Source organism: Chryseobacterium paludis (assembly GCF_025403485.1).
GTDB classification, from domain to species: domain Bacteria; phylum Bacteroidota; class Bacteroidia; order Flavobacteriales; family Weeksellaceae; genus Chryseobacterium; species Chryseobacterium paludis.
Genome location: NZ_CP099966.1, coordinates 1298805 through 1324349, shown reverse-complemented (window position 1 = coordinate 1324349; position 25545 = coordinate 1298805). Strand labels below are relative to the sequence as shown.

Annotated in this window: 24 protein-coding genes; 8 read left to right on the top strand and 16 right to left on the bottom strand. The window is 36.5% G+C overall.

Features of this window, described 5'->3' with window-relative positions; genetic code table 11:
• Positions 1-3: 3 nt before the first annotated feature.
• The 4 genes from NG806_RS05695 to NG806_RS05680 all read right to left on the bottom strand — a co-directional run bounded on the left by NG806_RS05695 (position 4) and on the right by NG806_RS05680 (position 3483).
• On the bottom strand, positions 4-1242 hold the full coding sequence (locus NG806_RS05695; RefSeq protein WP_261512306.1) for a sulfate adenylyltransferase subunit 1: 1239 nt from the start codon (positions 1240-1242) through the stop codon (positions 4-6).
• A gap of 112 nt (positions 1243-1354) precedes the next feature.
• A complete protein-coding gene (cysD, locus tag NG806_RS05690; protein ID WP_261512304.1) occupies positions 1355-2263 on the bottom strand; it encodes a sulfate adenylyltransferase subunit CysD in 909 nt (302 codons plus the stop codon).
• Positions 2264-2273: 10 nt separating this feature from the next.
• Complete coding sequence (locus tag NG806_RS05685; protein WP_261512302.1) at positions 2274-2987, bottom strand: phosphoadenylyl-sulfate reductase; 714 nt, start codon at positions 2985-2987, stop codon at positions 2274-2276.
• A 79-nt stretch (positions 2988-3066) separates the two neighbouring features.
• Entirely contained in the window at positions 3067-3483 is a 417-nt protein-coding gene (locus NG806_RS05680; RefSeq protein ID WP_214824711.1) for an RrF2 family transcriptional regulator, read from the bottom strand.
• Positions 3484-3849: 366 nt separating this feature from the next.
• On the opposite strand from NG806_RS05680, the gene NG806_RS05675 reads away from it, so the two are divergent.
• Positions 3850-5190, top strand: a complete 1341-nt coding sequence (locus NG806_RS05675) for a hypothetical protein (protein ID WP_261512301.1) — start codon at positions 3850-3852, stop codon at positions 5188-5190.
• Between the two features lie 502 nt (positions 5191-5692).
• Here the strand turns inward: NG806_RS05675 and NG806_RS05670 are convergent.
• From NG806_RS05670 to NG806_RS05640, 7 genes are all read right to left on the bottom strand, one after another.
• A complete protein-coding gene (locus tag NG806_RS05670) occupies positions 5693-6187 on the bottom strand; it encodes a GNAT family N-acetyltransferase (protein ID WP_261512300.1) in 495 nt (164 codons plus the stop codon).
• A 257-nt stretch (positions 6188-6444) separates the two neighbouring features.
• Complete coding sequence (locus NG806_RS05665; RefSeq protein WP_214824719.1) at positions 6445-7428, bottom strand: alpha/beta hydrolase family esterase; 984 nt, start codon at positions 7426-7428, stop codon at positions 6445-6447.
• Positions 7429-7462: 34 nt separating this feature from the next.
• Entirely contained in the window at positions 7463-8731 is a 1269-nt protein-coding gene (locus NG806_RS05660; protein ID WP_261512299.1) for an NAD(P)/FAD-dependent oxidoreductase, read from the bottom strand.
• Between the two features lie 8 nt (positions 8732-8739).
• Positions 8740-9738, bottom strand: a complete 999-nt coding sequence (locus NG806_RS05655; protein WP_214824725.1) for a 4-hydroxyproline epimerase — start codon at positions 9736-9738, stop codon at positions 8740-8742.
• A 5-nt stretch (positions 9739-9743) separates the two neighbouring features.
• Entirely contained in the window at positions 9744-11225 is a 1482-nt protein-coding gene (locus tag NG806_RS05650; RefSeq protein ID WP_261512298.1) for an aldehyde dehydrogenase (NADP(+)), read from the bottom strand.
• A gap of 17 nt (positions 11226-11242) precedes the next feature.
• Positions 11243-12148 (bottom strand): dihydrodipicolinate synthase family protein, encoded by a 906-nt coding sequence (locus NG806_RS05645; RefSeq protein ID WP_261512297.1) that lies wholly within the window; start codon positions 12146-12148, stop codon positions 11243-11245.
• A 93-nt stretch (positions 12149-12241) separates the two neighbouring features.
• Positions 12242-13120, bottom strand: coding sequence for an AraC family transcriptional regulator (locus tag NG806_RS05640; RefSeq protein ID WP_261512296.1), 879 nt, complete (start codon positions 13118-13120; stop codon positions 12242-12244).
• Between the two features lie 187 nt (positions 13121-13307).
• Between NG806_RS05640 and NG806_RS05635 the strand changes: the two genes are divergently transcribed.
• A complete protein-coding gene (locus NG806_RS05635) occupies positions 13308-14702 on the top strand; it encodes an aminopeptidase P family protein (protein WP_261512294.1) in 1395 nt (464 codons plus the stop codon).
• 13 nt (positions 14703-14715) lie between these two features.
• The gene (locus NG806_RS05630; protein WP_261512293.1) at positions 14716-16887 is read left to right on the top strand and encodes a S9 family peptidase; all 2172 of its coding nucleotides are present in this window, start codon (positions 14716-14718) and stop codon (positions 16885-16887) included.
• 56 nt (positions 16888-16943) lie between these two features.
• On the opposite strand, the gene NG806_RS05625 is transcribed toward NG806_RS05630, so the two are convergent.
• The 3 genes from NG806_RS05625 to NG806_RS05615 form a co-directional block, all read right to left on the bottom strand.
• Entirely contained in the window at positions 16944-17753 is an 810-nt protein-coding gene (locus tag NG806_RS05625; RefSeq protein ID WP_261512292.1) for an SDR family NAD(P)-dependent oxidoreductase, read from the bottom strand.
• A 136-nt stretch (positions 17754-17889) separates the two neighbouring features.
• A complete protein-coding gene (locus tag NG806_RS05620) occupies positions 17890-18771 on the bottom strand; it encodes a helix-turn-helix domain-containing protein (protein ID WP_261512290.1) in 882 nt (293 codons plus the stop codon).
• 63 nt (positions 18772-18834) lie between these two features.
• Positions 18835-19653, bottom strand: coding sequence for an SDR family NAD(P)-dependent oxidoreductase (locus NG806_RS05615; protein WP_261512289.1), 819 nt, complete (start codon positions 19651-19653; stop codon positions 18835-18837).
• 500 nt (positions 19654-20153) lie between these two features.
• Here NG806_RS05615 and NG806_RS05610 point away from each other — a divergent pair, with 500 nt between their 5' ends.
• The 4 genes from NG806_RS05610 (at position 20154) to pdxR (ending at position 23459) form a co-directional block, all read left to right on the top strand.
• The gene (locus tag NG806_RS05610) at positions 20154-20600 is read left to right on the top strand and encodes a DoxX family membrane protein (protein WP_261512288.1); all 447 of its coding nucleotides are present in this window, start codon (positions 20154-20156) and stop codon (positions 20598-20600) included.
• A gap of 21 nt (positions 20601-20621) precedes the next feature.
• Entirely contained in the window at positions 20622-21263 is a 642-nt protein-coding gene (locus NG806_RS05605; protein ID WP_261512287.1) for an FMN-dependent NADH-azoreductase, read from the top strand.
• Positions 21264-21428: 165 nt separating this feature from the next.
• The gene (locus NG806_RS05600) at positions 21429-21863 is read left to right on the top strand and encodes a carboxymuconolactone decarboxylase family protein (RefSeq protein WP_261512286.1); all 435 of its coding nucleotides are present in this window, start codon (positions 21429-21431) and stop codon (positions 21861-21863) included.
• Between the two features lie 132 nt (positions 21864-21995).
• A complete protein-coding gene (pdxR, locus tag NG806_RS05595; RefSeq protein WP_261512285.1) occupies positions 21996-23459 on the top strand; it encodes a MocR-like pyridoxine biosynthesis transcription factor PdxR in 1464 nt (487 codons plus the stop codon).
• Between the two features lie 37 nt (positions 23460-23496).
• Here the strand turns inward: pdxR and NG806_RS05590 are convergent, their stop codons facing one another.
• The gene (locus tag NG806_RS05590) at positions 23497-24102 is read right to left on the bottom strand and encodes a hypothetical protein (protein WP_261512283.1); all 606 of its coding nucleotides are present in this window, start codon (positions 24100-24102) and stop codon (positions 23497-23499) included.
• A 229-nt stretch (positions 24103-24331) separates the two neighbouring features.
• Between NG806_RS05590 and NG806_RS05585 the strand changes: the two genes are divergently transcribed.
• Positions 24332-24982, top strand: coding sequence for a DNA-3-methyladenine glycosylase (locus NG806_RS05585; RefSeq protein WP_261512282.1), 651 nt, complete (start codon positions 24332-24334; stop codon positions 24980-24982).
• Positions 24983-24992: 10 nt separating this feature from the next.
• Here NG806_RS05585 and mug read toward each other — a convergent pair whose 3' ends face one another.
• Positions 24993-25493, bottom strand: a complete 501-nt coding sequence (gene mug, locus NG806_RS05580) for a G/U mismatch-specific DNA glycosylase (protein WP_261512281.1) — start codon at positions 25491-25493, stop codon at positions 24993-24995.
• Between the last annotated feature and the right edge of the window lie 52 nt (positions 25494-25545).

Here is a 25545-nt window from a genome sequence, read left to right as displayed (position 1 = left end):
TTTTTATTGAATTATACATGCTGCAACAGTTGAATTGGAGGTTTCATCCACCAAAATTGCAGATCCTGTTCTTTTATTATCTATAAAACTATCGTAAACCAGAGGCTGTGCTGTTCTTAGGGTAACTTTAACGATTTCATTCAGTTTGATCTCACCTTCAGCTTTTTCCTGTATGAGTGTATTGACATTGATCTTATAATCTACTGTCTTTACTACTGTTTTTACTAACCTGCTGTTTTGCTGTAGCAAATACTTATTGCCTGGTTGTAATGATTTTACATCAAGCCAGCATAAAAGAACTTCAAGATCTTTTTCGATAATGGGAAGCTGTTCTCCTGTCGCAAATAGATCGCCTCTACTGATATCCAGATCTTCTGTTATATGAATTACCGCGGGCTGCCCTTCAAATGCTTCATTGCTTTCAATTCCATTGATCTCGATTTTAGCAATTTCACTGGTTGAACCTGCTGGAAGAATATGAATTTTATCCCCTTTCCTGAACTGACCACTTAATATCTGTCCTGCATATCCTCTGTAATCATGTAATTCTTCTGTTTGAGGTCGGATCACATATTGAACCTGGAAGCGGCTTCCACTATTTAATTCGTCATGAAGGGTTACCTGTTCTAGATAGTCTAAAAGAGTATTTCCTTCATACCAGTCTGTCTTAGATGACAGGGAAACAATATTATCCCCTTTAAGCGCAGAGATGGGGAAATAGCTCACATCTTTTAAACCAAGACTATCTGCAATTTTTGAATAATCAGCTTTTATCGTTTCAAATACTTCCTGTGAATAATCAACCATATCCATTTTATTAATGGTTACCGCTACTTTTTTCAGTTTAAGCAATGAGGCTATAATAGAGTGTCTTCTCGTTTGTTCGATCACTCCTTTTCGGGCATCAATAAGAATGACCATCAGATCAGAGTTAGAAGCTCCTGTAATCATATTACGGGTATATTGTACATGGCCGGGAGCGTCAGCGATAATAAATTTCCTTTTGGCGGTTGAAAAGTATCTGTAAGCAACATCAATGGTAATTCCCTGCTCTCTTTCAGCACGTAAACCGTCGGTTAAAAGAGCTAGGTCTACCCCGTCTTCGTTTTTATTCTTAGAATGTTTCTCAAGTACTTCCAGCTGATCCTGTAAAATACTTTTGCTATCGTACAGCAGTCTTCCGATAAGGGTACTTTTACCGTCATCTACGCTTCCTGCTGTTATAAATCTTAAAATATCCATTCGTTTTTGAGTTATGAGTTGTAAAACATGAGTTATGAGCAATAAATAATGGGTAATGAGTAATATGATCGGCTTCCATTTTAATTACTCATTGCTTATGATTCATTACTTATTAAAAATAGCCTCCTTTTTTCCGGTCTTCCATTGCAGCTTCCGTTACCCTGTCATCAATTCTGGTTTCTCCACGTTCGGAAATCCTTGTTGCCACAATTTCTTCGATGACTCCATCTATTGTTGAAGCATAAGATTCAACGGCGGCAGTACAGGTCATATCTCCCACTGTACGGTAGCGTATCTTTTTTGTAGTGACAAAATCATGAATTTCTAACGAAGCATGTTCAGAATTGGCAATCCACTGACCATTGAGGTCGACCACTTCCCTATCATGCGAAAAGTAAATGGAAGGCAGTGCAATTTTTTCTCTGCGGATATAGTTCCAGATGTCAAGTTCAGTCCAGTTGCTTATGGGAAAAACCCTTACATTCTCTCCCTTCTGCACTTTTCCATTGAAAATATTCCAAAGCTCAGGACGTTGAAGCTTAGGATCCCATTGTCCAAATTCATCGCGAACAGAAAAAATTCTTTCTTTTGCACGGGCTTTTTCCTCATCCCTGCGGGCACCTCCTATACAGGCATCGAACTCAAATTCTTCTATCGTATCGAGTAGCGTATAAGTCTGTAGCCAGTTTCTGCTGGGAAATTTACCTTTAGGTTCTGTTAAGCCTTTTTTCCTGATCGTATCCTCAACTTTACGCACGACAAGATTGACGTCAAGTTCGTTAACCAGCTGATCTCTGAAGCTTAAAACTTCCGGAAAATTATGCCCGGTATCCACATGAACAAATGTGAAAGGGATTTTTCCATGGCGGAATGCTTTTGAAGCCAGATGAGCCAGAACAATACTGTCTTTTCCACCACTGAATAATAAGGCAGGGCGTTCAAATTGTCCTGCTACTTCCCGTAAGATGTAAATCGATTCGGATTCTAATTGATCCAGGTAATTTAAATGATATATTGACATGTTTTCTTTTTTATTTATGAATATGTAGTCCGCATTCTTTTTTATTCGCGTCTTCCCACCACCAGCGGCCCGCTCTGAAATCTTCTCCTTCTTTTATTGCCCTTGTACAAGGCTCGCATCCAATACTGACAAATCCTTTTTTATGTAAATAATTATACGGTAAATGATACATTTGAACATATTCTAAAACCTGCTCTGAAGTCCAGTGAAGCAATGGATGAAATTTGATGATCTGGTTGTCCTCATCCCACTCCAATTGTGGCATATTCTGTCTGTTGGTAGAATGTTCTGATCTTAAACCAGTGATCCAAACTTTGTATCCCTGCAATGCTTTTTTCAGAGGATGTACTTTGCGGATTGTGCAACATGCTTTCCTCTGCTCCACGGATTGATAGAAAGAATCGGGTCCGTTTTGAGAAACAAACTCTCTTATTTCCTCTGTGTCGGGATAATAGGCTTTGATTTCTTTTTTAAAAAAAGCTCTGCTGGCTGTCCAGGTTTCATAAGTTTGTTCAAAAAGTCTTCCTGTATCCAATGTGAAAATATCCACGTCTAGATTTTTGATCAAGTGAGTTACAATTTGATCTTCATAACTAAAGCTGGTGGAAAAAATGACCTTACCCGGAAACTTTTCTACAACTACTTGTAGAAAGTCTGTGTTAATCGTATTGTCAGATGCTTTTTCAAGCAGTTCTTCGAATTCTTTTTTAAGATTATTTTCCATTTGGGATTGAAATTATTCCTGCAAATATATATAATCCTATTAGTCCTACCAAATTAGTAGGATTTAAAATTAAAAAAAACTAATTTTTTTTCATAAACGAAGTCAGAGTGGCCTCCATCATGCTTTTCCTGGTTTTTTCCCTAACGATAATAAATTCTTTTCTAAGGTAACAGGTTTCCTCATCCACACAATCATCACATGGTTCATAGAAGTTTAAGGATACACACGGAGCCAATGCTATAGGACCATCAAAGATTCTATAAATGTCAGCTAAAGAAACATCGTCAGGGGATTTAAGTAAGTAATATCCACCTGCTTTACCCTGTTTGCTATTAACAAGTTTTACTCTCTTTAACTCTAAAAGAATTTGCTCTAAAAATTTTCTTGGAATATGTTCATCTTGTGCAATAATAGATGTAGACAAAAAGCCTTGATTGTAATTTCTTGCTAATCTGACCATTGCTTTTAAAGCATATTTGCAACGTTTGGACATCATAATAGACGCAAGTTATAACATTTTCTTTTATTATTGAAATGTTTTTCAGATTGGGCGTGTTCTTGTTGTATAGGAAGAATACTTAAGTCTTTTTGAAAATCTTTGATTTTCTGTTTATGTGTTCTTTATTGTGCAGTAGATTTTACACTTTCTTACGTTTTGTAAAGTGTCTCAAAAAACTTTTGCGACTTTTGCGTTTTAAAAACATGATACCCTTAAAAGTTTATTGCCTTCGTTTAACTGTTTTTCGATAAACTTAACCTGGTCGTTGCATTTTTTCATTTTAAAAAGATGTATTTTTCATAATGGAATAAAGATTTATAAAACTGTGTTATAGAAGGATTTGAATTTAAAATCAAACTATATATGAAACAAAAATTTAGCTTTTTAAGCACTTTAATACTGCTTATTATTTTATTCAGCTGCAAACAATCCATCCAAAATATTAATCCATCCAAAGGTATTTCCACAACGAAAAAGATCACCTATACTCAATCTTTGTTTCCTAGCTATAATGCAAATTATACTCCCCCATCGGGAATGAAAACGTTTGAGCTTAGCCAGGATTATCCAAAAACATTGGTTGTAGAAAATTATCCATGGCAAAGTATCGACTTCAAAAAAGAACCCGAGCTCTACATGCAAACGGTTTTGAATTATTGTTTGGAAGGTAACCGAGAGGTTGATTTTAGAGGTCAGGAAAATAAAATAAGAAAGTGGTACCATGCCCCATGGCTTGATGATGATGGAAAGTACCTGAATAAGGAATATATAGGAAATGGACGTGAATATATTCACGGCCTGACAAGGGAGTTTGCCACACCAAAATATAAAATACACGATCAACAGGACATCGAATTGGAAAATTGGGCAGTAGGAATGTATAACGCTCCGGGAGGCTATACAATAGGCCAAGTTTGGCCTGCTCCCAACCAGAATCCGGCTCCTGGAAAATCAAACTTTCCGGAAGGAACAGTAAGCTTTAAATTGTTGTTTACGGACGGGACTCTCAGTAAAGTCCCTTTTCTAAAAAATACCCTGGAATGGAAAGCTAATATTTATTCATACAATCCTAATGCAGAGTGTACAGATAAAACAAGAACTGATCGAACTGTTAGACTGCTTCAGATCGATATTGCAATTAAAGATAAGAGAGCATTAAAAACAGGTTGGGTATACGGGACATTTATGTATGATGGGTCAGGTAAAGGGAAAACGGTTTGGGATAGAATGGTTCCTGTTGGTTTAAGTTGGGGAAACGACTCAGGGATAACAAAAGATATACATCGTGATGGTGCATTTATTAATGAGGAACTTAAAGAGTCTTTTATTAATGCTTCATTAATACATTCTGAGAAAAAAGACAAAACAGCAGCTTATCTCAAATATCATGGATTGGGAGGAAGGTTAAACGGGCCTATTGATAATTCAATATCATCATGTATTTCGTGTCATGGGAATGCATCAGTGAGTAGCAAAGGCGTAACTCTGCCTTTAGGTGATTTTAAAGCAAGTACAACAAGACTTAATTATTCTCCTGAATCGTTCAATCAGTTTTTTATGGATGTTCCATCGGGTGCCAATGTCATAAAATTCAAAGAAGAAGAATATACAACGACAGATTATTCGTTGCAAATTTCTACAGGTATTAGAAATTATTATGTGAATAAGAGAGCTTTGGCTAACCGTTTAAAACAAGGGAATTAATAACATTTTAGGTTAAGATAAGTTTCGAACTTTGTTATAGCGAGTCATTGGTTAATCGCAAAGGTTTCTTTAGAATGCTGTTTTTAAGGCGCAAGAAAATCAAAGATTTTCGGCAGGGTTTATACTGAGGGCTCGATTCGTCCCTTCGAGTAGGTTTTGGAAAACCGTATCGAGAAGTTGTTTCTATTTAAATAACACTTAAGTTATTTTAAGTGAAAAGCCTTGCGAATAATAAGTACACTTTAGTTTTTTGAAAATCTTTGATTTTCTTCTTCTGTGATCTTTAAAACGTTATTCATTTAGCTTAGGAAAACTTAAGTGTTCTAAAGTGTTTAAAATAAAGGCTTTTGTGACTTTTGTGGTTAAAAAAAGATTTTTTATCTCGCAGATTTAGCGGATTAAGCAGAAATTTTTAAATTTTTATCGAAGATAAAAATCCTTGCGCCTTAAAAACGTTATGATTTTAAAGATTTTAGCGTCTTTGCGATTAACCATTTCTCATTTAATCTTTCTGAAATATAAAGTAAGCTACCACCTCGTTTTCCCGTACTAAATTCTCTATTCGGATAAATCCATTCTTTGTAAGAACTTTTTGAGATCCTATATTATCAAGATCAGTAACAGCAACAATATCTCTATTGTCATTTAGTGAAACACAATAGTCAACAAGTGCTTTGCATATTTTAGTGGCTACGCCCTTTCCCCAATACTTTTCATTGGCAACATATCCAATTTCTGTTTGTTCAGGATTGTCCACAAAAACTCTTGCGACACACATTCCCACAAAGTCATTATCTTCAGTATTAAAGATACCCCATCTGCTGAATGGTCCTTCATGATAATCTGACAATGATTTTTGAAACGTTTTTATATATTCTTCGTTACTTTTATAGGGAAGAAATTGAGTAACATTTGGGTTTTCAAAGAGTGATAAGAACAAAGTTAATTCCTGAGCTGTAAATTCACGTATGGTGATCGAATCGTCTTTATATTGCATAAGGATAATGAAGTTTTTTAAGCCCATAAAAATACATCAAAATACCGAGAATTAAGTGATGAAAATGTGAGAATAACTATTAAAAAAAGGGCTTAAGATCATTGCTGATCATTAAGCCCAAACATCATCCAAAACTCAAAATTATTTTTATATTCGATATAGTAGTAACCACCCCGTCAAATCTTTGATTTGCTACCCCTCCGAGGGAGGGGAATTTTGTTTTTTGTTATGCTATAATAGTTGGAGTGGTTAATGGGTTAGAAACTTTTGAACCAGTCGGTTACAGCTTTGAAGTAATAATCCGGTGGTTGGTGACCTAAGAGAGAGTTACCTCCTCCTGAATACTGCCCACTTGCATAAAGCGTAAGTTTTACATCTGCTGTACCGCCGCTATAGGTCTTTGTCGTATCATTACCACTGCCAATTGATGTAGATGTTGGATTGTTGCTTGTTCCGTTTTTCAGTCTCCAGAAATCTGCTTGCTCTTTTCCGAAGAGTCCATTAGGACTGGTGTTACCAAAATGATCGTCACCAAGGCCAAAGAAAATCCACACAGTTGTGTTTCCATGATAATTAGAATTAGCAACATAATTACCATTACTATTTTTAAACCAGAATGGTCTGTTAGATGCAACCGGAGCAATAGCCTTAAATACTCCATTTAAGAAATAAGCAGTAACATTAGTCATATCTCCACCCCAAGAGTGTCCGGTAGCAAAAATACGGTTTTGATCAATCGAGTAGGTTGATTTGATAAGATTCAAAAGTTCCTTGGTAAACTGGATATCTTCCGATCCCTGATAAGGTGAAGCATAATCTCCCATAGCCCAACCTTTATCACCATCCCAAGTGTATTCCTGATCAGGATAAACAAATATGGTATTATCCATTAATTTTTCAAGACCGGGGGTGCTGGAGTTCCATCCTTGTCCCATCCATTGTTGCATTTCATGTCCTGTTGTATCTGTTCCTGCGAAAACAAAGACAAGGCGATACTTCTTCTCACTATCATAATTTTCAGGTACAGATAGGTAGTAACTTCTTGTTCCTCCCGCACTGGAGGAGAAATCGTGCTGTTTCTGTCCGCTGGTGTAAGAGGTTACAGCAGCAGTTTTACCTGCTGTAGGTGATTCATCTCTGGCTGGTGTAATGTCTCTGCTTTCGCAAGCATAGAAGAATACAAAGCTGATTAAACAAACTAACTTCAATAGATAGCCTGTAAGTACATTTTTTGTTTTCATATATTAAAAAATTTGGTGTGCCTATTGTATCAGATCAGCTAAATCTTTGAGGATTAAATAAGCTGATATCTGCAGTTGGCTTTTGGCCATCCGCAATTTCAGAAACTGTTCTTCCAAAAACAGGTCCCAGACTTAATCCCATCATTCCACCACCACCTGCAATAATTAAATTTTCAAGTTTTGATGCCTTTCCCAAATAAGGAAGCCCATCAGGAGCACAAGGTCTGTAGCCAAACCAAATATCAGATTCCTTAGGTGTTTCGATCTGAAATTCGGGCATATATTTCGGAATAGACTGTACAATCCCTTCTACCCGATTCATATTAATTTTACTACGATGATGGGGTGCCAATTCCATAGTCCCTCCAAATCGGATATGCCCACCCATAGGAGTCACAGCTACTCTTGCTTCCAGTAAAAGAGCGGCTCGCTCTATCCTATTGTCTGGATTTTCCGGTTTATGCATAAATGAATACCCTTTGCCGGGCATCAAATGAATTTTTATACCCACTTTTTCTGCCAGTTCAGGAAGAAACGAACCTCCTGTCATCACAAATTGATCAGCTGTGAATTTTTCACCGTTAGCAATAACGGCTCTAATTCTTTTTCCATGGGTCTCAAATCCTGTAATTCTATGTTGAGTATGGAAAACAACACCATTATTTTTAAGATAAGTAATCAGTTGTTTCATCAGTTTCACCGGATTCATATGGCCATCACATTTATAATTGATGCCACCAATAATATCCAGTTTAATATTCGGTTCCAGTTCCTCGATCCCTTTTTGGTCAAGGATATCAACAGATAAACCCAATTTAACCGCTGTATGAGCAAGCTCTATCTCTTCTTCAGCTACTTTTTCTGTTTTATATAGCATTAGAAGGCCTTTCTGAGTAAGCTCAAAATCAAATTCTTCTTTTTGGGCAATTTGGTTATAAAGCTGGCTGCTGGCTAAATTAAGGTCTCTGATTGCAGAAGCAGAGCGATCAACATGTTTCTGATTAGAATGTTTTAAAAATTTGATTCCCCAGGATATTAATTGTGGACTTAATGAGGGCTTTACATAAAATGGACTTTTACTGTCAAACATCCAGCGTATTCCCTGAGCAACGACTCCAGGTGCTGCCAACGGGGTAAAATGACTAGGAACAATCATTCCCGCATTGCCGTATGAACAATTATTGGTGAGATCATTTTGTTCCAGGATTTCTACCTGCCAGCCTTTCTCTAAGAGGTAATATGCAGAGCTGAGTCCTGCTATTCCGGCACCAATAACCAGTGCTTTTCCTTTATTTTGTGTCATTTGTTTGCTTACATAACCTGAAATCCTAACCAATAAGGATCTTCATCGTCGATAATAATATGGTTATACCCTGTAATTCTTGCCCAACCTTCAACCGAAGGGATAATAGCTGATTTTCCATCAACGGTTTCCGTTCCCTCTATCCGTCCGATAAACTGAGAACCGATATAGCTTTCGTGGATGAATTCTTCCCCTTCTTTTAATTTCCCCTTAGCATACCATTGAGCCATTCTTGCTGAGGTTCCTGTACCACAAGGTGAACGGTCCAAAGCATTTTCACCAACTAAAACAGCATTTCTTCCGCTCGCTTTAGGATCTGTAGGTGTACCGGTCCACTGGATATGACTTAATCCAAAAATATTTTCATCTTCTGGATGGGTAAAGATGTATTTCTCATTGAGGAGTTTTCTGATTATTTTTCCATAATGAATGAGTTGACTTGCTGTAAAATCGGAAATATCTCCAAAATTTTCCTGAGGATCAATAATGCCGTAAAAGTTTCCACCATAAGCTACATCTACTTTTATGGATCCTAAGTCCGGACAGTCTACTTCCAGATCTTCTGCGTAAAGAAAAGATTTTACATTCGTTAATTTTACAGACTTTACTTTCTTTCCTTCCTGAGCATAATCGATCAAGATCAGTCCTGCTGGGGTTTCAAGTCTTAATTTTCCGGGAATTTTTGGAACGACCAAACCCTCTTCTATAGCAATTGTTACGGTTCCTATCGTTCCATGTCCACACATAGGAAGACATCCACTGGTTTCAATATATAAAACGCCGATATCATTAGCTTCATCAATTGGAGGATAAAGGATACTTCCACTCATCATATCGTGCCCCCTCGGCTCAAACATCAATCCTTTACGAATCCAGTCATATTCTTTCATGAAATGAAGTCGGCGTTCCATCATTGAATTTCCTTTCAGAATGGGTCCACCACCTGCTACGAGACGTACCGGGCAACCACAGGTATGGGAATCTATGCAAAAAAAAGTTCTGTTCATCTTGGTTATAATTTTAATGATCCTGAATGAATTTCACCATCAACAATTCTGCTGATCTGCAATGAATTTACATTCTTTAATTCTTCCGGTAAAAATTCCTCCGGCCAATTCTGAAAAGAAATAGGACGGACAAATCGTTTGACAGCATCCGGTCCTACCGATGTAAAACGCGCATCGGTAGTTGATGGAAAAGGTCCTCCGTGCTGCATGGCGTAAACGACTTCGACACCGGTCGGCATCCCATTGAATAAAAGCCGACCGCATTTATCTTTCAAAATATTAATCAATTTAATATTTTGACGTACATCTTCCTCTGTAGCTGTTATGGTTATGGTGAGCTGTCCTTTCAAATGTTGAGCAATCTGTAGTATTTCCTCCGGTGTTTCACAGGCTACAATAATACCGAACGGGCCGAAAACTTCTTCACTTAAAATATTATTTTTAATAAAATTCTTTCCCGTAGTTTCTACAACAATAGCTCGTCCCTGCCATTCATTTGCTTCTGCATTTACTTCTGTAATTACATCCACTTCCGATTGTGTAGAAGCAATACGCTTCAGTTTTTCAAAGTTTTCAAAGATACCTTTATGAAGCATATTGACAGGAGCAATACCCGGAATTTCATTTTTTAATGCCGTGATAAATCTATTCAGGCTTTCTCCTTTTAATGCAATAAAAACACCTGGATTAGTGCAAAACTGTCCAACGCCTAATGTTAAGGAAGATGCATATTCTTTTGCCAGATCTTCTGCTCTGTTTTTCAGTAAATGCTCAAAAGCAAACACAGGATTGATACTGCCCATTTCTGCAAATACGGGAATAGGTTCCTCACGTTGATTCGCTAAATCGAACAAGGCTTTTCCGCCATTAAATGAACCCGTAAATGCTACCGCTTTTATGTCTTTGTGTTTCGTTAAGTAAGCACCAATATCATTAGATGTTCCGGTAATATGACTAAATACACCTTCCGGCCATCCGAGTTCCTTTACAGTAGCTGTTATAGCATCAGCCATTATTTGTGAGGTCTTGGTATGAGCTGGATGAACTTTTACAAGTACAGGATTTCCCGCACCCATAGCACTCGCTGTATCTCCTCCTGCTGTAGAAAATGCAAACGGGAAGTTACTGGCTCCGAAAACAACAACAGGACCTATTCCTATATTGTATTTTCTCAGATCCCCCTTTTGTTTTTCAGGTTGGGAAAGATCAATCCTTGCTTCTGTATAAATTCCTGTTGATACTGCTTTTGCATAACTTCTCCACTGCCCTATTGTTCTTGACTTTTCACCGGTTAGTCTTGCTAAAGGTAACGACGTTTCTTCATGAGCTGTCATCAGGAGTTCTTCTCCTAAAGCTTCAATTTTATCCGCCACAGTATTCATAAACACTGCACGTTCTTTTATTGTCGTATTCTTCAGAAACTGATAAGCATCCGTTGCCATCTGAATCCTCTGATCAATAATTTCTTTTGATGTTTCTTCAATCATAGTTTTTATTTCTGATGTTAATCTAATGCCGGGCGATTGGCTATACCATCCGAAATAATCTTATTGATCTGTTCGGCTTCGGCACCATACAGCTCCAGTCTTGGAGCTCTGACATAGGGGTTACTTATTCCTTCTGCGGTTGCTGCAAGTTTAATGTATTGAATCAGTTTAGGATGAATATCCAGCTCTAATAAAGGCATGAACCATCTGTAAATGGCAATGGCCTTATCATAATTTCCAGCTTTAGCATGATTATACATGGCCATTGTTTCGTTGGGGAATGCATCTACCAAACCTGCAACAAGGCCGTCAGCTCCAAGCATTAAAGTTTCAAGGCAAATGGTATCGACTCCACCAAGGATTTTAATTCTTTTACCAAAGCGGTTGATCATTCTGGTCACGTTTGCTAAATCTCTTGTAGACTCTTTCACCGCCTGAATAGTAGGATAAGCTATAAGCTCTTCAAACATATCAAGCGTTACATAAATCCCATAATCAACGGGATTGTTGTAAATAAGGATAGGAAGATCTGTTGCCATTGCAACTGCTTTAAAATATTCTACGACCTCACGGCTGTCTGCCTTATATCTCATAGGCGGAAGCAACATTAATCCGTCTGCACCTATTTCTTTTGCTTTTTTCGCGAAATTTGTTGCGTTTTTCGTTGTATTTTCAGAAAGGTTGAGAATAACAGGAATTCTTCCGGCGGTAATATCCTTTGCATATTTTAAAAGTTCAAACTTTTCTTCTGTTTCTAATACGCTTGCTTCTCCTAATGTTCCCCCAAGGATAATCCCATGGACACCAGCTTTAATCTGAGCTTCAGTATTTTTAGCGAACATTTCAAAATCTATATCACCTTCTTTTGTGAAAGGTGTTAATACGGCTGGATAAATACCTTTCCAGTTAAGTTTTGTACTCATATTAAATTATGTTTATTCAAAACTACCGGAATTTTAAATCCATAAATGTTAATATTTTAATGGATAATGACCATATTTTAACACGTTACGAATTTAGTCCATAATTGTTTCTTTATATCGCTTCAGATATTCTTTAGGTGAGTATTTCATAATCATCCGGAAAACACGATTAAAATTAGTCAGACTATTGAATCCGCTATTGAAAGCAACAGACGAGATATTGTACATGTTTGAAGATGTTAAGAGCTTACATGCACGTTGTACGCGTAAATCATTAAGATATTCAATATAAGTAATGCCAGTACGTTTTTTAAAAGATCTGCAAAAAGCTTGTGGCGTCATACAGGCTTCTTTTGCAACATTGTCAAGTGTCAGCTTATTTTCGGCAAAATTTTTCTTGATATAGTTTTGTGCATTTATAATCCGTTTATCATTATCAGAAATATGACTGGGTAAATTTTTTCCTGTAGATAAGGGAATATGTAAATGTCTGTTTTGCATCAGATGGCTTAAGATCTTTACAAAGTTTATGATTTGATCAATACCCATTAATTTTTGTAATTCTGTGATTTCATTGCCTATTTCGGCTTTTAATTCATGTGATACTTGAAATCCAAATTCCGAATGAGTTATGAAATTTTTAAGCTCTTCAAATTCGGGTAGATCAAAAACCCCGGCAATCTTTTTATAAGGATCAAAGAAAATGGATACCGAATGAACTTTATGCTTTTCATCTTTATTAAAGTCTGCTTTAAAGACGTGTGACTGATTAGATCCTAGGTAGAAAATATCACCAGCTTCAAAATTAAAAAGGCTTTGTTCGATGGCCAATGTTCCGTGACCTTTTACAATCCACATGATCTGAGTTTCATCATGACGATGAAAATAAGGATAAAAATTAGTCATTATATCTTCCTGAATACGAATGCTTTTACTGGTATTGGCAGGAACTGAAAACTGGAGACTTTTCATATAATATTAATACTTTATGTTAGTGGAGAATATAATATGTTAAAATATTACCGAATTTAAGCAAAATATAAACATTGAATATCATATTAAAATCCCAACTTTATATATTGTTTATTTTTTATAAACAAACCCATCATAAATAGTACAAAATTGTAACTTTAAACCTTTAAATAAAAGTATTTATCATATGTTTTCAGCACAAACTTATCAAGAAAGAAGAACCGCACTAAAAGCCAATATGGGCAGTGGAATTTTATTGTTTTTGGGAAATATAGAAAATCCTGTGAACTTTGAGCACAATCCTTATTATTTCCGTCAGGACAGTACTTACTTATACTATTTCGGAATTCAGGAACCAAGGATTGCTGCAGTTATTGACATTGATGAAAATAAGACCATTATTTTCGGGGATGAATTAAGTATTGATGATATTGTGTGGATGGGAAGACAGGAAACACTGAAAGAGAAAAGTATAAAATCAGGTGTGCAGGAAACTTTACCCTATACAGAACTTGCTAAATATATTCAGAAAGCGCAGGCTTCTAACAGAAAGGTACATTATCTTCCTCCCTACCAGTCTTCCAATAAAATTTTATTGGGTGAACTTCTTGGAATTAAAATAGCAGAATTGCAGCCTTCTGTTGAAATGATCAAAGCAATCGTAAAACAACGTTCTGTAAAAGAAGCTCAGGAAATAGAACAGATAGAACTGGCTATCAATGTATCTAATGAAATGCACTTATTAGCAATGCGTATGGTAAAACCAGGTGTTAAAGAATATGAAATAGCAAATGCTATTCAATACCTTGCTGCAAATAAAGAATGTCAAATGTCTTATCAACCCATTGTTACTATAAATGGAGGAATACTTCATAATCATTATCGCCTCAATACTTTGAAAAGCGGAGATCTTTTCCTTAATGATTCCGGAGCTGAAACAGCAATGGGATATGCTGGTGATTTAACGCGTACATTCCCTGTAGATACTACTTTTTCTACCAAACAAAAAGAAATGTATGAAGTTGTTTTAAACGCTTTTGAGAATGCGCAACGTCTTTTGAAACCTGGAGTAAAATTTAAGGATATCCATTTAAAAGCTTCCCAATATCTGGTGGAAGGTCTTATTGACCTGGGATTAATGAAGGGAAACCCTGAAGAAGCCGTTAAAAATAATGCTCATACTTTATTTTTCCAATGTGGGCTGGGTCATATGATGGGCTTGGATGTTCATGATATGGAGGACCTGGGCGAACAGTATATAGGATATACCGAAGAAGAACCAAAGGATACCCAAACATTCGGGCTTAAATCTCTGCGTTTAGGGAAAGCGTTAGAACCGGGATTTGTTGTAACGGTTGAACCGGGTATTTATATGATCCCGGAATTGATCGATATATGGCAGGCTGAAAATAAAAATGCAGACTTTATTAATTATGATAAAGTAAATGAATACCGAAATTTTGGAGGAGTACGCGTTGAAGATGACTTCCTGATCACCAATGACGGATACAGGCTTTTAGGAAATGGTCTGATTAAAACCGTTGCGGAAATTGAAAACTACAGAACAGAACATTTAGCTTAATTAAATACCTTATATGAAAGATATAAAAAAACTAATTTACATTGCATTATACTTCTTGTGTTTATCGCCAATTGCTGCGCAAAAAACACAATGGACACCTGATGGTAACGCTTATTATTCTTTTACTAAAAATGGGATCGAAATCGTTGATTTACTGAATCCCGGAAAAAATCAGTCTTTTTTAGGTAACAGCGAATTAATTCCTTCCGGAAGTTCTGAAGCTTTAGAAGTACAGAGTTTTCAGGTATCTCCGGATGAGAAAAGTTTATTATTCTTTGCTAATACTAAGAAAGTCTGGCGGGATAATACACGCGGTGATTACTGGATTTTTAATAAAAACAGTAAAAAGCTTACACAGCTTGGAAAGGGATTACCAGAATCTTCTCTTATGTTTGCAAAGTTCTCTCCGGATGGTAAAAAGGTTGCCTATGTATCTAAACACAATATCTATATTGAAGATCTTTCAAACAATCAGTTAAGTAAAATCACCAATGATGGTACTGACAGAATCATTAATGGTACTTTCGACTGGGCCTATGAGGAAGAATTTGGTACTCAGGATGGTTTCAGATGGTCTCCGGATGGAAGTAAAATTGCTTACTGGAAATTAGATGCACGCAGCACTAAAAATTTCCTGATGATCAATAATACAGATAGTCTGTATTCGTTTACCGTTCCTGTAGAATATCCGAAAGTTGGAGAAAATCCCTCTGGTTGCAGTATTTGGTTGTACGATTTAGCTGCTAAATCTTCAAAGAAGGCCAATATTGCAGGCGATGAAGTACAAAACTATATCCCAAGAATGGAATGGGTATTGGATTCCAAATCCATTATCCTGCAACAGCTGAACAGAAAACAAAATCAAAGTAAGATTGTTGTTGCTGATGCCAATTCTGGAAGCAGTAAGACTATTTATACTGAAACAGATCCCGCATGGATTGATATAAAATCCCGATGGAATGACAACGACCCTAGTGGTTGGGACTGGATAGAGAATGGTAAATCATTCCTGTGGCTGTCTGAAAAAGATGGCTGGAGACATATTTATAAAATAGATATGAACGGAAAAGAAACGCTGATTACAAAAGATGCTTTTGATGTGATACAGCCAGAGTTTTTTGATATTCCAAACAAACTTATTTACTTCTTAGCTTCACCAAATAATGCTACCCAGGAATATTTATACAAAGTGAGCATGAACGGAGGAAAGGCAGAAAGAATAACGCCTGAAGCTTATCCAGGCTCTAATAAATATGCAATATCACCCAATGGAAAACTGGCGATGTTTAATAATAGCAGCGTCAGCGGACATTCAGTTGGAGCCGTGATATCACTTCCCGATCATAAAGAATTGGTCGCTGCAAAAAATTCTGCAAAAGCAGATCCTTCAAAATCTAAAGCAGAGTTTTTCCAGATCACAACACAGGATGGGGTGACGATGGATGGATGGGTGGTAAAACCTAAAAACTTTGATCCGAATAAAAAATATCCGATTGTTTTCACGGTTTATGGAGAACCTGGAGCACAAACAGTAACAGATAGCTTCTATACAGGCTGGAATGGTTTATATATTGGTGATATGGCTCAGGACGGGTATTTATATGTTTCTCTTGAGAACAGAGGAACGCCGGCTCCAAAGGGACGCGAATGGAGAAAATCTGTTTACCGTAAAATAGGACAGCTTAATATTCGTGATCAGGCAATGGGAGCTAAAGCTTTATTTGCTAAATGGCCTTATGTAGATACTTCCAGAGTTGCCGTATGGGGCTGGAGTGGCGGAGGTTCTTCCACACTGAATCTTTTAGGACAGTATCCGGATATTTACCAAACGGGAATAGCAATTGCTCCGGTAGCGAATCAACTATTTTATGATAATATTTATCAGGAAAGATATATGGGACTTCCACAGGAAAACAGAGAAGATTTTGTGAATGGTTCTCCCCTCGCTTATGCTAAAAACCTGAAAGGAAATCTTTTATTGGTTCACGGAACAGGAGATGATAATGTACACTACCAAAATACAGAGGTATATGTCAATGAACTGGTAAAATACAATAAACAGTTCCAGCTGATGTCCTACCCTAACAGAACACACTCCATTAGTGAAGGAGAAGGAACATCACTGCACCTGGCAACATTGTTTACAAAATATTTAAAAGAACACTGCCCTCCCGGAGCAAAATAACAGATAAAAAATCCCACAGTAATGTGGGATTTTTTATCTGTTTAAATTTGTATTATTTATTTAGCCACATTCGTTGCGTATCTGGTAGCAGGTTTTCCTGTCTGTGTTGCCGTAGAAAGTTTTAATCGAGCTTCTTCGTATAGGTTGTAGAGTTCTATGTCTTCCACTGAAGGCCAGATTGCAGATTCCTTCAAATCAAGACCTTTCATTACTGCATCTACACAATTTTCAATGGTCATTACCGTTTCAGGATTTAAAGCAGAAATCGGAACGCCTCCTACTTCCCAAATTTCAGTTGCTGTGCTTGCTGGAAGAACTAAATGAACATTTACATTTGTATCTTTAAATTCCTGTTGCAAACCGTTGGTAAAATGGACAACAAATGCTTTTGTACCACTGTAAATAGAACTGACAGGAAGTGTAAAATATCCTAATACCGATGCAATATTCACTAACGTTCCCTTATCCCGATTCTTAAAGCCTGGTAAAACAGCATTTGACAGTGCCATTAAAGCAGTAATATTAACATCAATCATGGCCGATTGTTTTTCTGAAGGGGTGTTGATGAAATTATTTAATGTAGATGTTCCGGCATTATTAATCAGCAACGTTATTTCCTCATCATTGGATAGATTTTGTATTACCGATTCCAGATCTGTTTTAGATCCAAGGTCTGCAATAATAAAAGCGACTTCAACATCAAATTGATTACGGATTTTTGTAGCTAGTGTTTCCAATCTCTCGCCACGACGTGCGATGAGTTTAAGATTATAGCCTCTTTCTGCCAGACGTTCTGCGAAAAGAGCGCCTAATCCGGATGATGCCCCCGTTACTACTGCAGTACCCATGTTTATATTTTTTTGCATTATTTTAATTTTAATTATTGATTTTAATACTTACCTATTTCTATTTATGAAAATGTATTTTGTTTTATTATTTAAGTTTTTGAAGTTGTGACTGCGCTTTATTTTTAGAGATCAGCCCACAATTAATTACAGGTTATCAGTTAAAACCTATTTTTCTAAATTCTTTAGGAGTTATTCCAACCTCTTTTTTAAAAAGACGTGTGAAATAAGGTGGATTTTCAAAGCCCAGTTGATAAGCTATTTCAGCAATACTTGAATTATTTAAGATCAATCTGTTTTTTGCTTCTGAGACAAGATAAAGATGAATATGCTCGATAGCTGTTTTTCCTGTCTCCTGTTTGAGTACGTCTGTCAGGTAACGTGCCGACACATTCAGTTTGTCTGCCATAAGTTTAACAGTTGGAAGGCCCTCTGTTCCATCTGAAAAAAAAGAGTAAAGCATGCTGTCAAATTTATTACACAAATGCCCGGAAAGCTGGTTCCTGTTAATAAACTGACGTTTATAAAACCGTTGTGAAAATTTTAAAATTGATTCTATATACCCAAGCATAATATCCTGGCTGTATTCGTCCTGATTATTATCGTATTCCTGCTCTATTTTCTTATACAATTCCCAAATGACCTGTTCTTCTTTAGGGGACAAGTGCAAAGCTTCATTGGTTTGATATTCAAAAAAATTGTATGATCTGATCTTTTGCTGAAGTGGGTGTCCATTTAAAAAATCTTCATGAATGATCATCATAAAACCTTCTTCTTCTAATTCGAGATTATTCATTGAAACAACCTGCCGTGGTTTGATAAAATACATAGAGCCATTTTCATGATCATAATTGGTTCTACCATATCGGATCACACCAGATGCAATTTTTTTTAAACCAATAATATAAAAATCAGTTGTAAATTCGGTGTCTTCTATAAAACAGGTCTTATCACACTCCAAAAGACTAAGCTGAGGGTTCTCCGGAAGCTTGAATCCATTTGTACGGTGCAGATCGATCAATGATTTATAATGTTTCATTAGATAAGTTATTTTAAGTTATTATAGCTCATAGTAGTAGACTTTAAAATAATATCAGAATTTCTATTTACCGTGAGCTTCAGCAGAAATCTCCTTCCATTCATCCCATACAGCAAGTCTTTGTTCATATGTTTGCTTTATCCAGGGATAAGCAACTTTTCCAAGGATCATACGTAAAGGAGGCATTGGTGAATTGACTAATTTCAGAATGGCATTCTTTGTTGCCTCCGGTATTCCTATAGAATCCTCTGTAAATGATTCAAAAAATGCTTTTTTAATTTCATCATAAACAGGATTTGCTTCTGTATGAACTGCAGAGGTACCACTCCATTCGGTTCCGAATGAATTTGGTTCGACAATGGTCACACTAATTCCAAATCCTTTAACCTCTGCTGATAAGCTTTCGCTAATGGCTTCAACAGCAAATTTAGATGCGTTGTATAATCCCAAAACAGGCGGTGATACAACCCCTAAAACGCTAGATACCTGTATAATATGTCCATAACCTTGCTTTCTCATAATAGGAATAACTGCCTGGGTTACCCACAATAATCCAAAAACATTTGTTTCTATCTGGTCACGCGCTTCTTTTTCAGTCGTTTCTTCAATAGCTCCAAATAATCCATATCCTGCATTATTAATAATTACATCAATAGAACCAAAATATTCATTTGCTTTTTCAACAGCTTTGAAGCATGCGTCGCGGTCATTCACATCCAGTTCGATTGGCAGAATAGCTTCTCCATACGTATGAATCAAGTCCTGCAGTGTATCCAGATTTCTTGCTGTTGCAGCAACTTTATAGCCCTGCTCCAAAAAAGTTTCTGTCCAGATTCTTCCAAATCCCTTTGAAGTTCCGGTGATAAAAATTGTCTTTGACATTTAAATATGTTTTAAATTATGGATACAAATTTAGAACGATGTCATCGGGATTTCTTATACAAAAGGAGGTATTAATGATACAAAATAACGCCAATATTATGTAAGGTATTCAAGGGGTTTATTTAAAAAACAGTTTGGTAGAACACAGGCAAAGTAAAAACCTTTAAACTTATGATTTATTTTCTCTTAATTAAATACCAATGTCCAAATTCCACGGCTTGGATGTTTTCTGTGGGCTTTCAGTGACCTGCATAATAATTTTCATTATTGTTTTAGCCAATTGCCCTATTTCAAATCTCTTCTCATAGCCAGCCTTTCATAACATCGTTATTTTAATAGAAAAGAAGATTAGCCTAATGTTCCAAATTTAATGAGAATCTATTTAATTATGATGAAATTAGTACGGATGTCAAATCATCTGGGCCATACAATTTGATTAATCTGGGTGCATAAAGAGGTTCAGGGAGTCCATACTTTTGTGCCAATATAATACAATACTTATGAAAGATTCATTTAAAATCCCGCAGCTTCTTTTAAGATGTGCATTGGGAATTACATTTTTAACTCCTGTGTCTGACAGATTAGGACTTTTAGGTGCTCCCGGTACCGGAAATATTGAATGGGGAAACTGGGAAAATTTTATTAATTATACCACTACCCTAATGCCATTTTTAGACAGACCTATGGTGAATATTATGGGTGGTATTGCTACCGTATCGGAATTGCTTATTGGTATTCTTCTGATTATTGGTTTTAAAACAAAATACGCCGCACTTGGGGCTTCGTTGCTTACATTAACATTTATTCTATTTATGATCTTTTCTGTAGGAATACAAAAGCCAATCAATTTTGGAGTTTTTACAGCAACTACAGCAAGTTTCTTATTATCACGTATGCCGAATTACAACTGGAGTTTGGATAACCTGTTAAAGAAAAAGGAGAGCTAATTATTTCCAAATATGAATGTGATGAAAAAAATTCTTGTTATCAATGCAAGTGCCAATATAGAAACCTCATTCAGCAGAGATCTCAGCGATACTTTTATTAGACACCTGAAAAATGGAAGTCAAACTTACCCAATCAATTACAGGGATTTAGCAAAAACTGAAGTTTCACATATCAGTCAAAGGTGGATTGAAGCTGATTCAAAGAAGAGAGAGGAAAGAGATGATGAAGAGCTTGAGATTCTGAGATCCAGTGATATTTATATTCAGGAACTACAGGAAGCAGATATTATAGTGCTTGCAACACCAATGTACAACTGGTCTATTCCAAGTAGTTTAAAGGCATATCTTGATCAAATCCTACGTTTCAATGAAACTTTTACTACCAATCCAGAAAAGAATGACAAACGATACTTGGGTATGCTTAAGAATAAAACCCTTTTTCTCTTATTCTCCAGAGGAAGCCAGGGTTATGGAGAAGGAGAAAGAAATGAACATATGGATTTCCAGAGCAAATATTTAAAAATGGTTTTTGGCATCATGGGAATCGATCATATTCATGAATTCGCTATCAATGGAACCAAGCGGAAAAATGATGAGTTATCTGGCGAAATAGCAAAATTGGGCGACCAATTGGCCCATTTGATTCATAGTGAAATCAAATAGCAGATTTACAAAGTTCGCGTTCATTTGTATCATCTGGGCTGTATATTTTTTAAAATCTGGTCTATAAACACCATCCAAAAACACCTTACCTTTGACCTATGAAATTAATGCAACTTTCTATGTTTGAGAGGTATTAGAATAATAATTATAAAATTAAATAATAAAATGGCAACACGTATTAAAATCGACCAAGTAGAACCAGCAGGTTACAGAGCAATCTTAGGTCTTGAAAAATTCATTGAAAGCACTCCATTAACGAAAACTCATAAAGATTTAATTAAGATCAGAGCTTCACAAATAAACGGTTGTGCATTTTGTATAGATATGCATACTAAGGAAGCACGCACAGCCGGTGAAACCGAGCAACGTATCTATGCACTTAATGCATGGCGTGATACTCAGTTTTTCACTAAGGAAGAACGTGCTATATTGGCTTTGACAGAAGAGGTGACTTTGATTGGTAACCATGTAAAAGACGAAACCTACCAAGATGCGTTAGAAGCCTTAGGAGAAAGTTATCTGGCTCAGGCTATCCTTGCTATAATAACAATTAATGCATGGAACAGAATAGGCATTACAACACAGCTGATTCCGGCTTAAGTTCGTAATCTTAGTCAGATCATTTATACAGATCATCGCTGCTCCTATGAAAAATATGGAGCAGTTTTTTTATATGATATTCTATCTGCTAAAGCTTTTTAAAGTTTTATTAATCCTAAAAATCAATCCAGCATGCTACCCTATAAATCACTGATACAACTTAACAGAGATTCGAGTGTCTCACTTTATGTTCAGCTATGTAACAGCTTTATCAATCTGATTACTAATGGTACACTTCAACCTACAGATGTATTACCCAGCACACGTGTGCTTTCCGAATTAATTGGGCTTAACCGGAATACAGTGAAATTAGCGTATGAAGAACTGATAAGCCAGGGTTGGGCTGAGTCTATAGAACGTAAAGGGGTATTTGTATTCTCTAAATTACCTGTTGTTTCCAAGAATAAAGGAAATGCTTCTACTGAAATTTCCAATAAACCAGGGGAATCATTTATTTGGACAAACCCTTTTCTGGGAAGAAAAGGAAGTGACAATTTCCAGCATTCCGTTTTAACGATCGATGATGGGTTTCCTGATGTACGATTGACACCAATTGATCTATTAATGCGGGAATATCGAAGCATTTCTAAAAAGTTTTATGGAAAAAGCTTCTTAAAATATGGATACCCAAAAGGCTCAGAACATCTTCGTAATGCTTTAAGCAGTTACCTTGCCAATACAAGGGGATTAACGGTTAATCCTGAGAATTTACTAATTACAAAGGGTAGTCAGATGGGTATTTATCTGTCCACTCAGCTTTTACTTAAACCCTCAGATCATATTGCTGTTGGAGTATCGAATTACCGTTCCGCAGATGAGATATTCAAATATGTAGGAGCTAATCTTTTGAGGATTCCTGTGGATCATTCCGGAATGGATATCGATTTTCTGGAAGAGGTTCTAAAGCATACGTTAATTAAAGCTGTTTATATTATTCCACACCATCATTTTCCAACCACTGTTACGATGAGCATGGAAAGAAGACTGAAACTGATGAAGCTTGCCAAGGAATATCGTTTTGCTATCATTGAAGATGATTATGATTTCGATTTTCATTATAACAATAAACCTTATATCCCTTTAGCAAGTATAGATCACAACAGTAATGTTATTTATATCGGATCCATAACAAAAACTTTTGCACCAGCACTGAGAATTGGATTTATGGTTGCTGATCCTGCTTTTGTAGATGCTGCATCATCATTGAGGCAATTGATAGATAAACAAGGGGATTCCTTACTTGAAGAGGCTTTTTCATCTTTATTTGATAACGGAGAAATGGAAAGACATTTTCGTAAATCATTAAAAATTTACCGTCAACGCAGAGATTTATTTTGTGAAATCCTGCAAACTAATTTCAATGATGTCATCACTTTTAAAATCCCTGAGGGTGGACTTGCGGTTTGGTCCGTATTCGATGAAGCGATACACCTGTCCGATCTTTCACAAACAGCTGCTAAAAATGGACTGAAAATGTCTGACGGTTCGTTTTATAATAATGAAGTATTTATTCCCAATGGACTTAGATTGGGGTTTGCATCACTTAATGAAAAGGAAATTGAGAATTCACTTGAGCTGTTACGAAAAAGTATATAATGAGCTAAGAAATACCATACCATCTAAATTTTTGAGGCTACATCTGTACGCTGATTCCCATAATACTTCTGAATACTTTTTGTTCATGATCGTAGGCTGGCATAATCCATATGGTTGATTGAAGTTTTGGAATGGTATATCTTAGATTAGGCCCAAGACCATGATACCGCCAATCCATAATTCCCAAACTGAATTTCTCTGAGAACTCATGAGAGATATTGATCTTATATAGATAATTTTCATGACCATTTCCCAATTCTCCAAGGATCAGAAATGTCGTTTTGTTTTTCTTTAACCACACACTGGCCGAATATCTGGGTGAACTTTGGCCATGCTCGATACCGGCAGTTGCCGAAAAACGAACTGAGCTGGAGGGTGAATAGGAAAGTCCGACTAGGGCCTGACTCCACTGCTCCCTGATCAGACCGAAAAATATAAGATCAACTTTATCACTGATCCTTTTGCTCCCATTGTAATTAATAACAGGATTTACGGTGCCATCCTGGTTAAATTTTGCATAGAGTTCAAGTTGAGCCTGAGCCAGTGTTGGACTACCTATTATGAAAAAGAACACTGTTATTTTTACTAAAAACTTTGGTGGGATAAGAAGAAAACAGGATGATATTTTATTTGGGAAGTTCATAAATATTGACTGATTTATAATGCAAAATTAGTCTGTTCGGTGGCCGAAGATCTGTCCCAGATTCAAGAAAGGTGCTGACCCACAAGATCCATTCGTTTACAAGACTTAGTACTCTATTTAATTGATCTGTCTCAGGATTTATTTAACTATAATGATATGGTCATATTTGATTTAAATAACTTTTAGGGAGTCTAAATTTGTACTTTTGTATGATATCAATACCATTGAGATGAAAGATAAAGGTCAGGGTAAAAATTTTGAATGCGACATAGAAATGAAATTACAATACTCTTATTATCAAAATCAAGATGTTATTTTTCTGGCTAAAGATCTTTTGGGAAAAATACTTTTTACCCAAATCAATGATGAGATAACGGCAGGTATCATTGTAGAAACTGAAGCGTATTTTGGAGTACTGGATAAAGCTTCCCATGCATATGGCGGACGACGCACCAACAGAACCGAAATCCTCTATCACGAAGGAGGTATTTCCTATGTTTATCTATGCTATGGCATTCATCATCTTTTTAATATTGTAACCTCTGTTAAGGATGAACCGCATGCTGTATTGATAAGAGCTGTTGAACCGTTGGTAGGAAAAGACATCATGGAACTGAGACGAAATATGCCTTTTACTAAAGCTGCTATTACATCAGGTCCTGGTTCTGCGGCTAAAGCTCTGGGAATTGATCGTTCCTTTAATAAAAAAGATCTATCCGGAGAGGAGATATGGATTGAAGATCACGGGATCCGATATACATCTGATCAAATTATAGAAGGACCACGTATTGGAGTTGCTTATGCTCAGGAAGATGCACTTCTGCCCTGGCGCTTTTTTGTTAAAGGCAATCCATATGTAAGTAAACCCAATAAGGGATAATCAGGAGAATTTAATGTGAAATTACCTGATAGAATTCACCGTAGGACCGAACAAGGTCATCAAGACTAAACCCTCTGTTCAAGCCGCTGGGATTAGGGAGTATCCAGACTTGTGCACCACAGAGGCATTCAGGTTGTTGTCCCCACATAATTTCCTTTTTTCCTGAGAAAGCTTTATAGGCTGCTTTACCCAGAAAAGCAATATATTTTGGTTGAAACTTGTTTATTTTTGTTTTAAAAGTTTCAAGGGATTGGTCGAATTCTTCTTTTGAAAGTTCATCTGCGCGGGAAGTTGCCCTTGCAACTGCGGTCGTCAGTCCATATCCAAAATCTATAATACTGGTATCATGTATAGCTTCGATCTGATAGGGTGTAAAACCAGATTTATGAAGAACTTTCCAGAAGCGATTGCTTCTTCCGGAAAAATGATGTCCATCGTCTGCGGATTTTAAACCGGGATTGATTCCACAAAAAATAACGGTGAGGTTGTTGGTGATAATATCTGTTAGCATTTTAGAAGTAGATAGTAAACTGTTTTATACAGATGATCTTCATTGTATTATA

What these genes read in the sequence shown, in the direction of transcription:
- NG806_RS05615 (WP_261512289.1), bottom strand. Translation starts at nt 19,653, where the DNA reads ATGTCAAAGACAATTTTTATCACCGGAACTTCAAAGGGATTTGGAAGA.
- NG806_RS05670 (WP_261512300.1), bottom strand. Translation starts at nt 6,187, where the DNA reads ATGCAATATAAAGACGATTCGATCACCATACGTGAATTTACAGCTCAG.
- NG806_RS05685 (WP_261512302.1), bottom strand. Translation starts at nt 2,987, where the DNA reads ATGGAAAATAATCTTAAAAAAGAATTCGAAGAACTGCTTGAAAAAGCA.
- NG806_RS05650 (WP_261512298.1), bottom strand. Translation starts at nt 11,225, where the DNA reads ATGATTGAAGAAACATCAAAAGAAATTATTGATCAGAGGATTCAGATG.
- NG806_RS05630 (WP_261512293.1), top strand. Translation starts at nt 14,716, where the DNA reads ATGAAAGATATAAAAAAACTAATTTACATTGCATTATACTTCTTGTGT.
- NG806_RS05665 (WP_214824719.1), bottom strand. Translation starts at nt 7,428, where the DNA reads ATGAAAACAAAAAATGTACTTACAGGCTATCTATTGAAGTTAGTTTGT.
- NG806_RS05635 (WP_261512294.1), top strand. Translation starts at nt 13,308, where the DNA reads ATGTTTTCAGCACAAACTTATCAAGAAAGAAGAACCGCACTAAAAGCC.
- NG806_RS05620 (WP_261512290.1), bottom strand. Translation starts at nt 18,771, where the DNA reads ATGAAACATTATAAATCATTGATCGATCTGCACCGTACAAATGGATTC.
- NG806_RS05600 (WP_261512286.1), top strand. Translation starts at nt 21,429, where the DNA reads ATGGCAACACGTATTAAAATCGACCAAGTAGAACCAGCAGGTTACAGA.
- NG806_RS05625 (WP_261512292.1), bottom strand. Translation starts at nt 17,753, where the DNA reads ATGCAAAAAAATATAAACATGGGTACTGCAGTAGTAACGGGGGCATCA.
- NG806_RS05695 (WP_261512306.1), bottom strand. Translation starts at nt 1,242, where the DNA reads ATGGATATTTTAAGATTTATAACAGCAGGAAGCGTAGATGACGGTAAA.
- cysD (WP_261512304.1), bottom strand. Translation starts at nt 2,263, where the DNA reads ATGTCAATATATCATTTAAATTACCTGGATCAATTAGAATCCGAATCG.
- NG806_RS05675 (WP_261512301.1), top strand. Translation starts at nt 3,850, where the DNA reads ATGAAACAAAAATTTAGCTTTTTAAGCACTTTAATACTGCTTATTATT.
- mug (WP_261512281.1), bottom strand. Translation starts at nt 25,493, where the DNA reads ATGCTAACAGATATTATCACCAACAACCTCACCGTTATTTTTTGTGGA.
- NG806_RS05660 (WP_261512299.1), bottom strand. Translation starts at nt 8,731, where the DNA reads ATGACACAAAATAAAGGAAAAGCACTGGTTATTGGTGCCGGAATAGCA.
- NG806_RS05645 (WP_261512297.1), bottom strand. Translation starts at nt 12,148, where the DNA reads ATGAGTACAAAACTTAACTGGAAAGGTATTTATCCAGCCGTATTAACA.
- NG806_RS05605 (WP_261512287.1), top strand. Translation starts at nt 20,622, where the DNA reads ATGAAAAAAATTCTTGTTATCAATGCAAGTGCCAATATAGAAACCTCA.
- NG806_RS05655 (WP_214824725.1), bottom strand. Translation starts at nt 9,738, where the DNA reads ATGAACAGAACTTTTTTTTGCATAGATTCCCATACCTGTGGTTGCCCG.
- NG806_RS05610 (WP_261512288.1), top strand. Translation starts at nt 20,154, where the DNA reads ATGAAAGATTCATTTAAAATCCCGCAGCTTCTTTTAAGATGTGCATTG.
- pdxR (WP_261512285.1), top strand. Translation starts at nt 21,996, where the DNA reads ATGCTACCCTATAAATCACTGATACAACTTAACAGAGATTCGAGTGTC.
- NG806_RS05590 (WP_261512283.1), bottom strand. Translation starts at nt 24,102, where the DNA reads ATGAACTTCCCAAATAAAATATCATCCTGTTTTCTTCTTATCCCACCA.
- NG806_RS05640 (WP_261512296.1), bottom strand. Translation starts at nt 13,120, where the DNA reads ATGAAAAGTCTCCAGTTTTCAGTTCCTGCCAATACCAGTAAAAGCATT.
- NG806_RS05680 (WP_214824711.1), bottom strand. Translation starts at nt 3,483, where the DNA reads ATGATGTCCAAACGTTGCAAATATGCTTTAAAAGCAATGGTCAGATTA.
- NG806_RS05585 (WP_261512282.1), top strand. Translation starts at nt 24,332, where the DNA reads ATGAAAGATAAAGGTCAGGGTAAAAATTTTGAATGCGACATAGAAATG.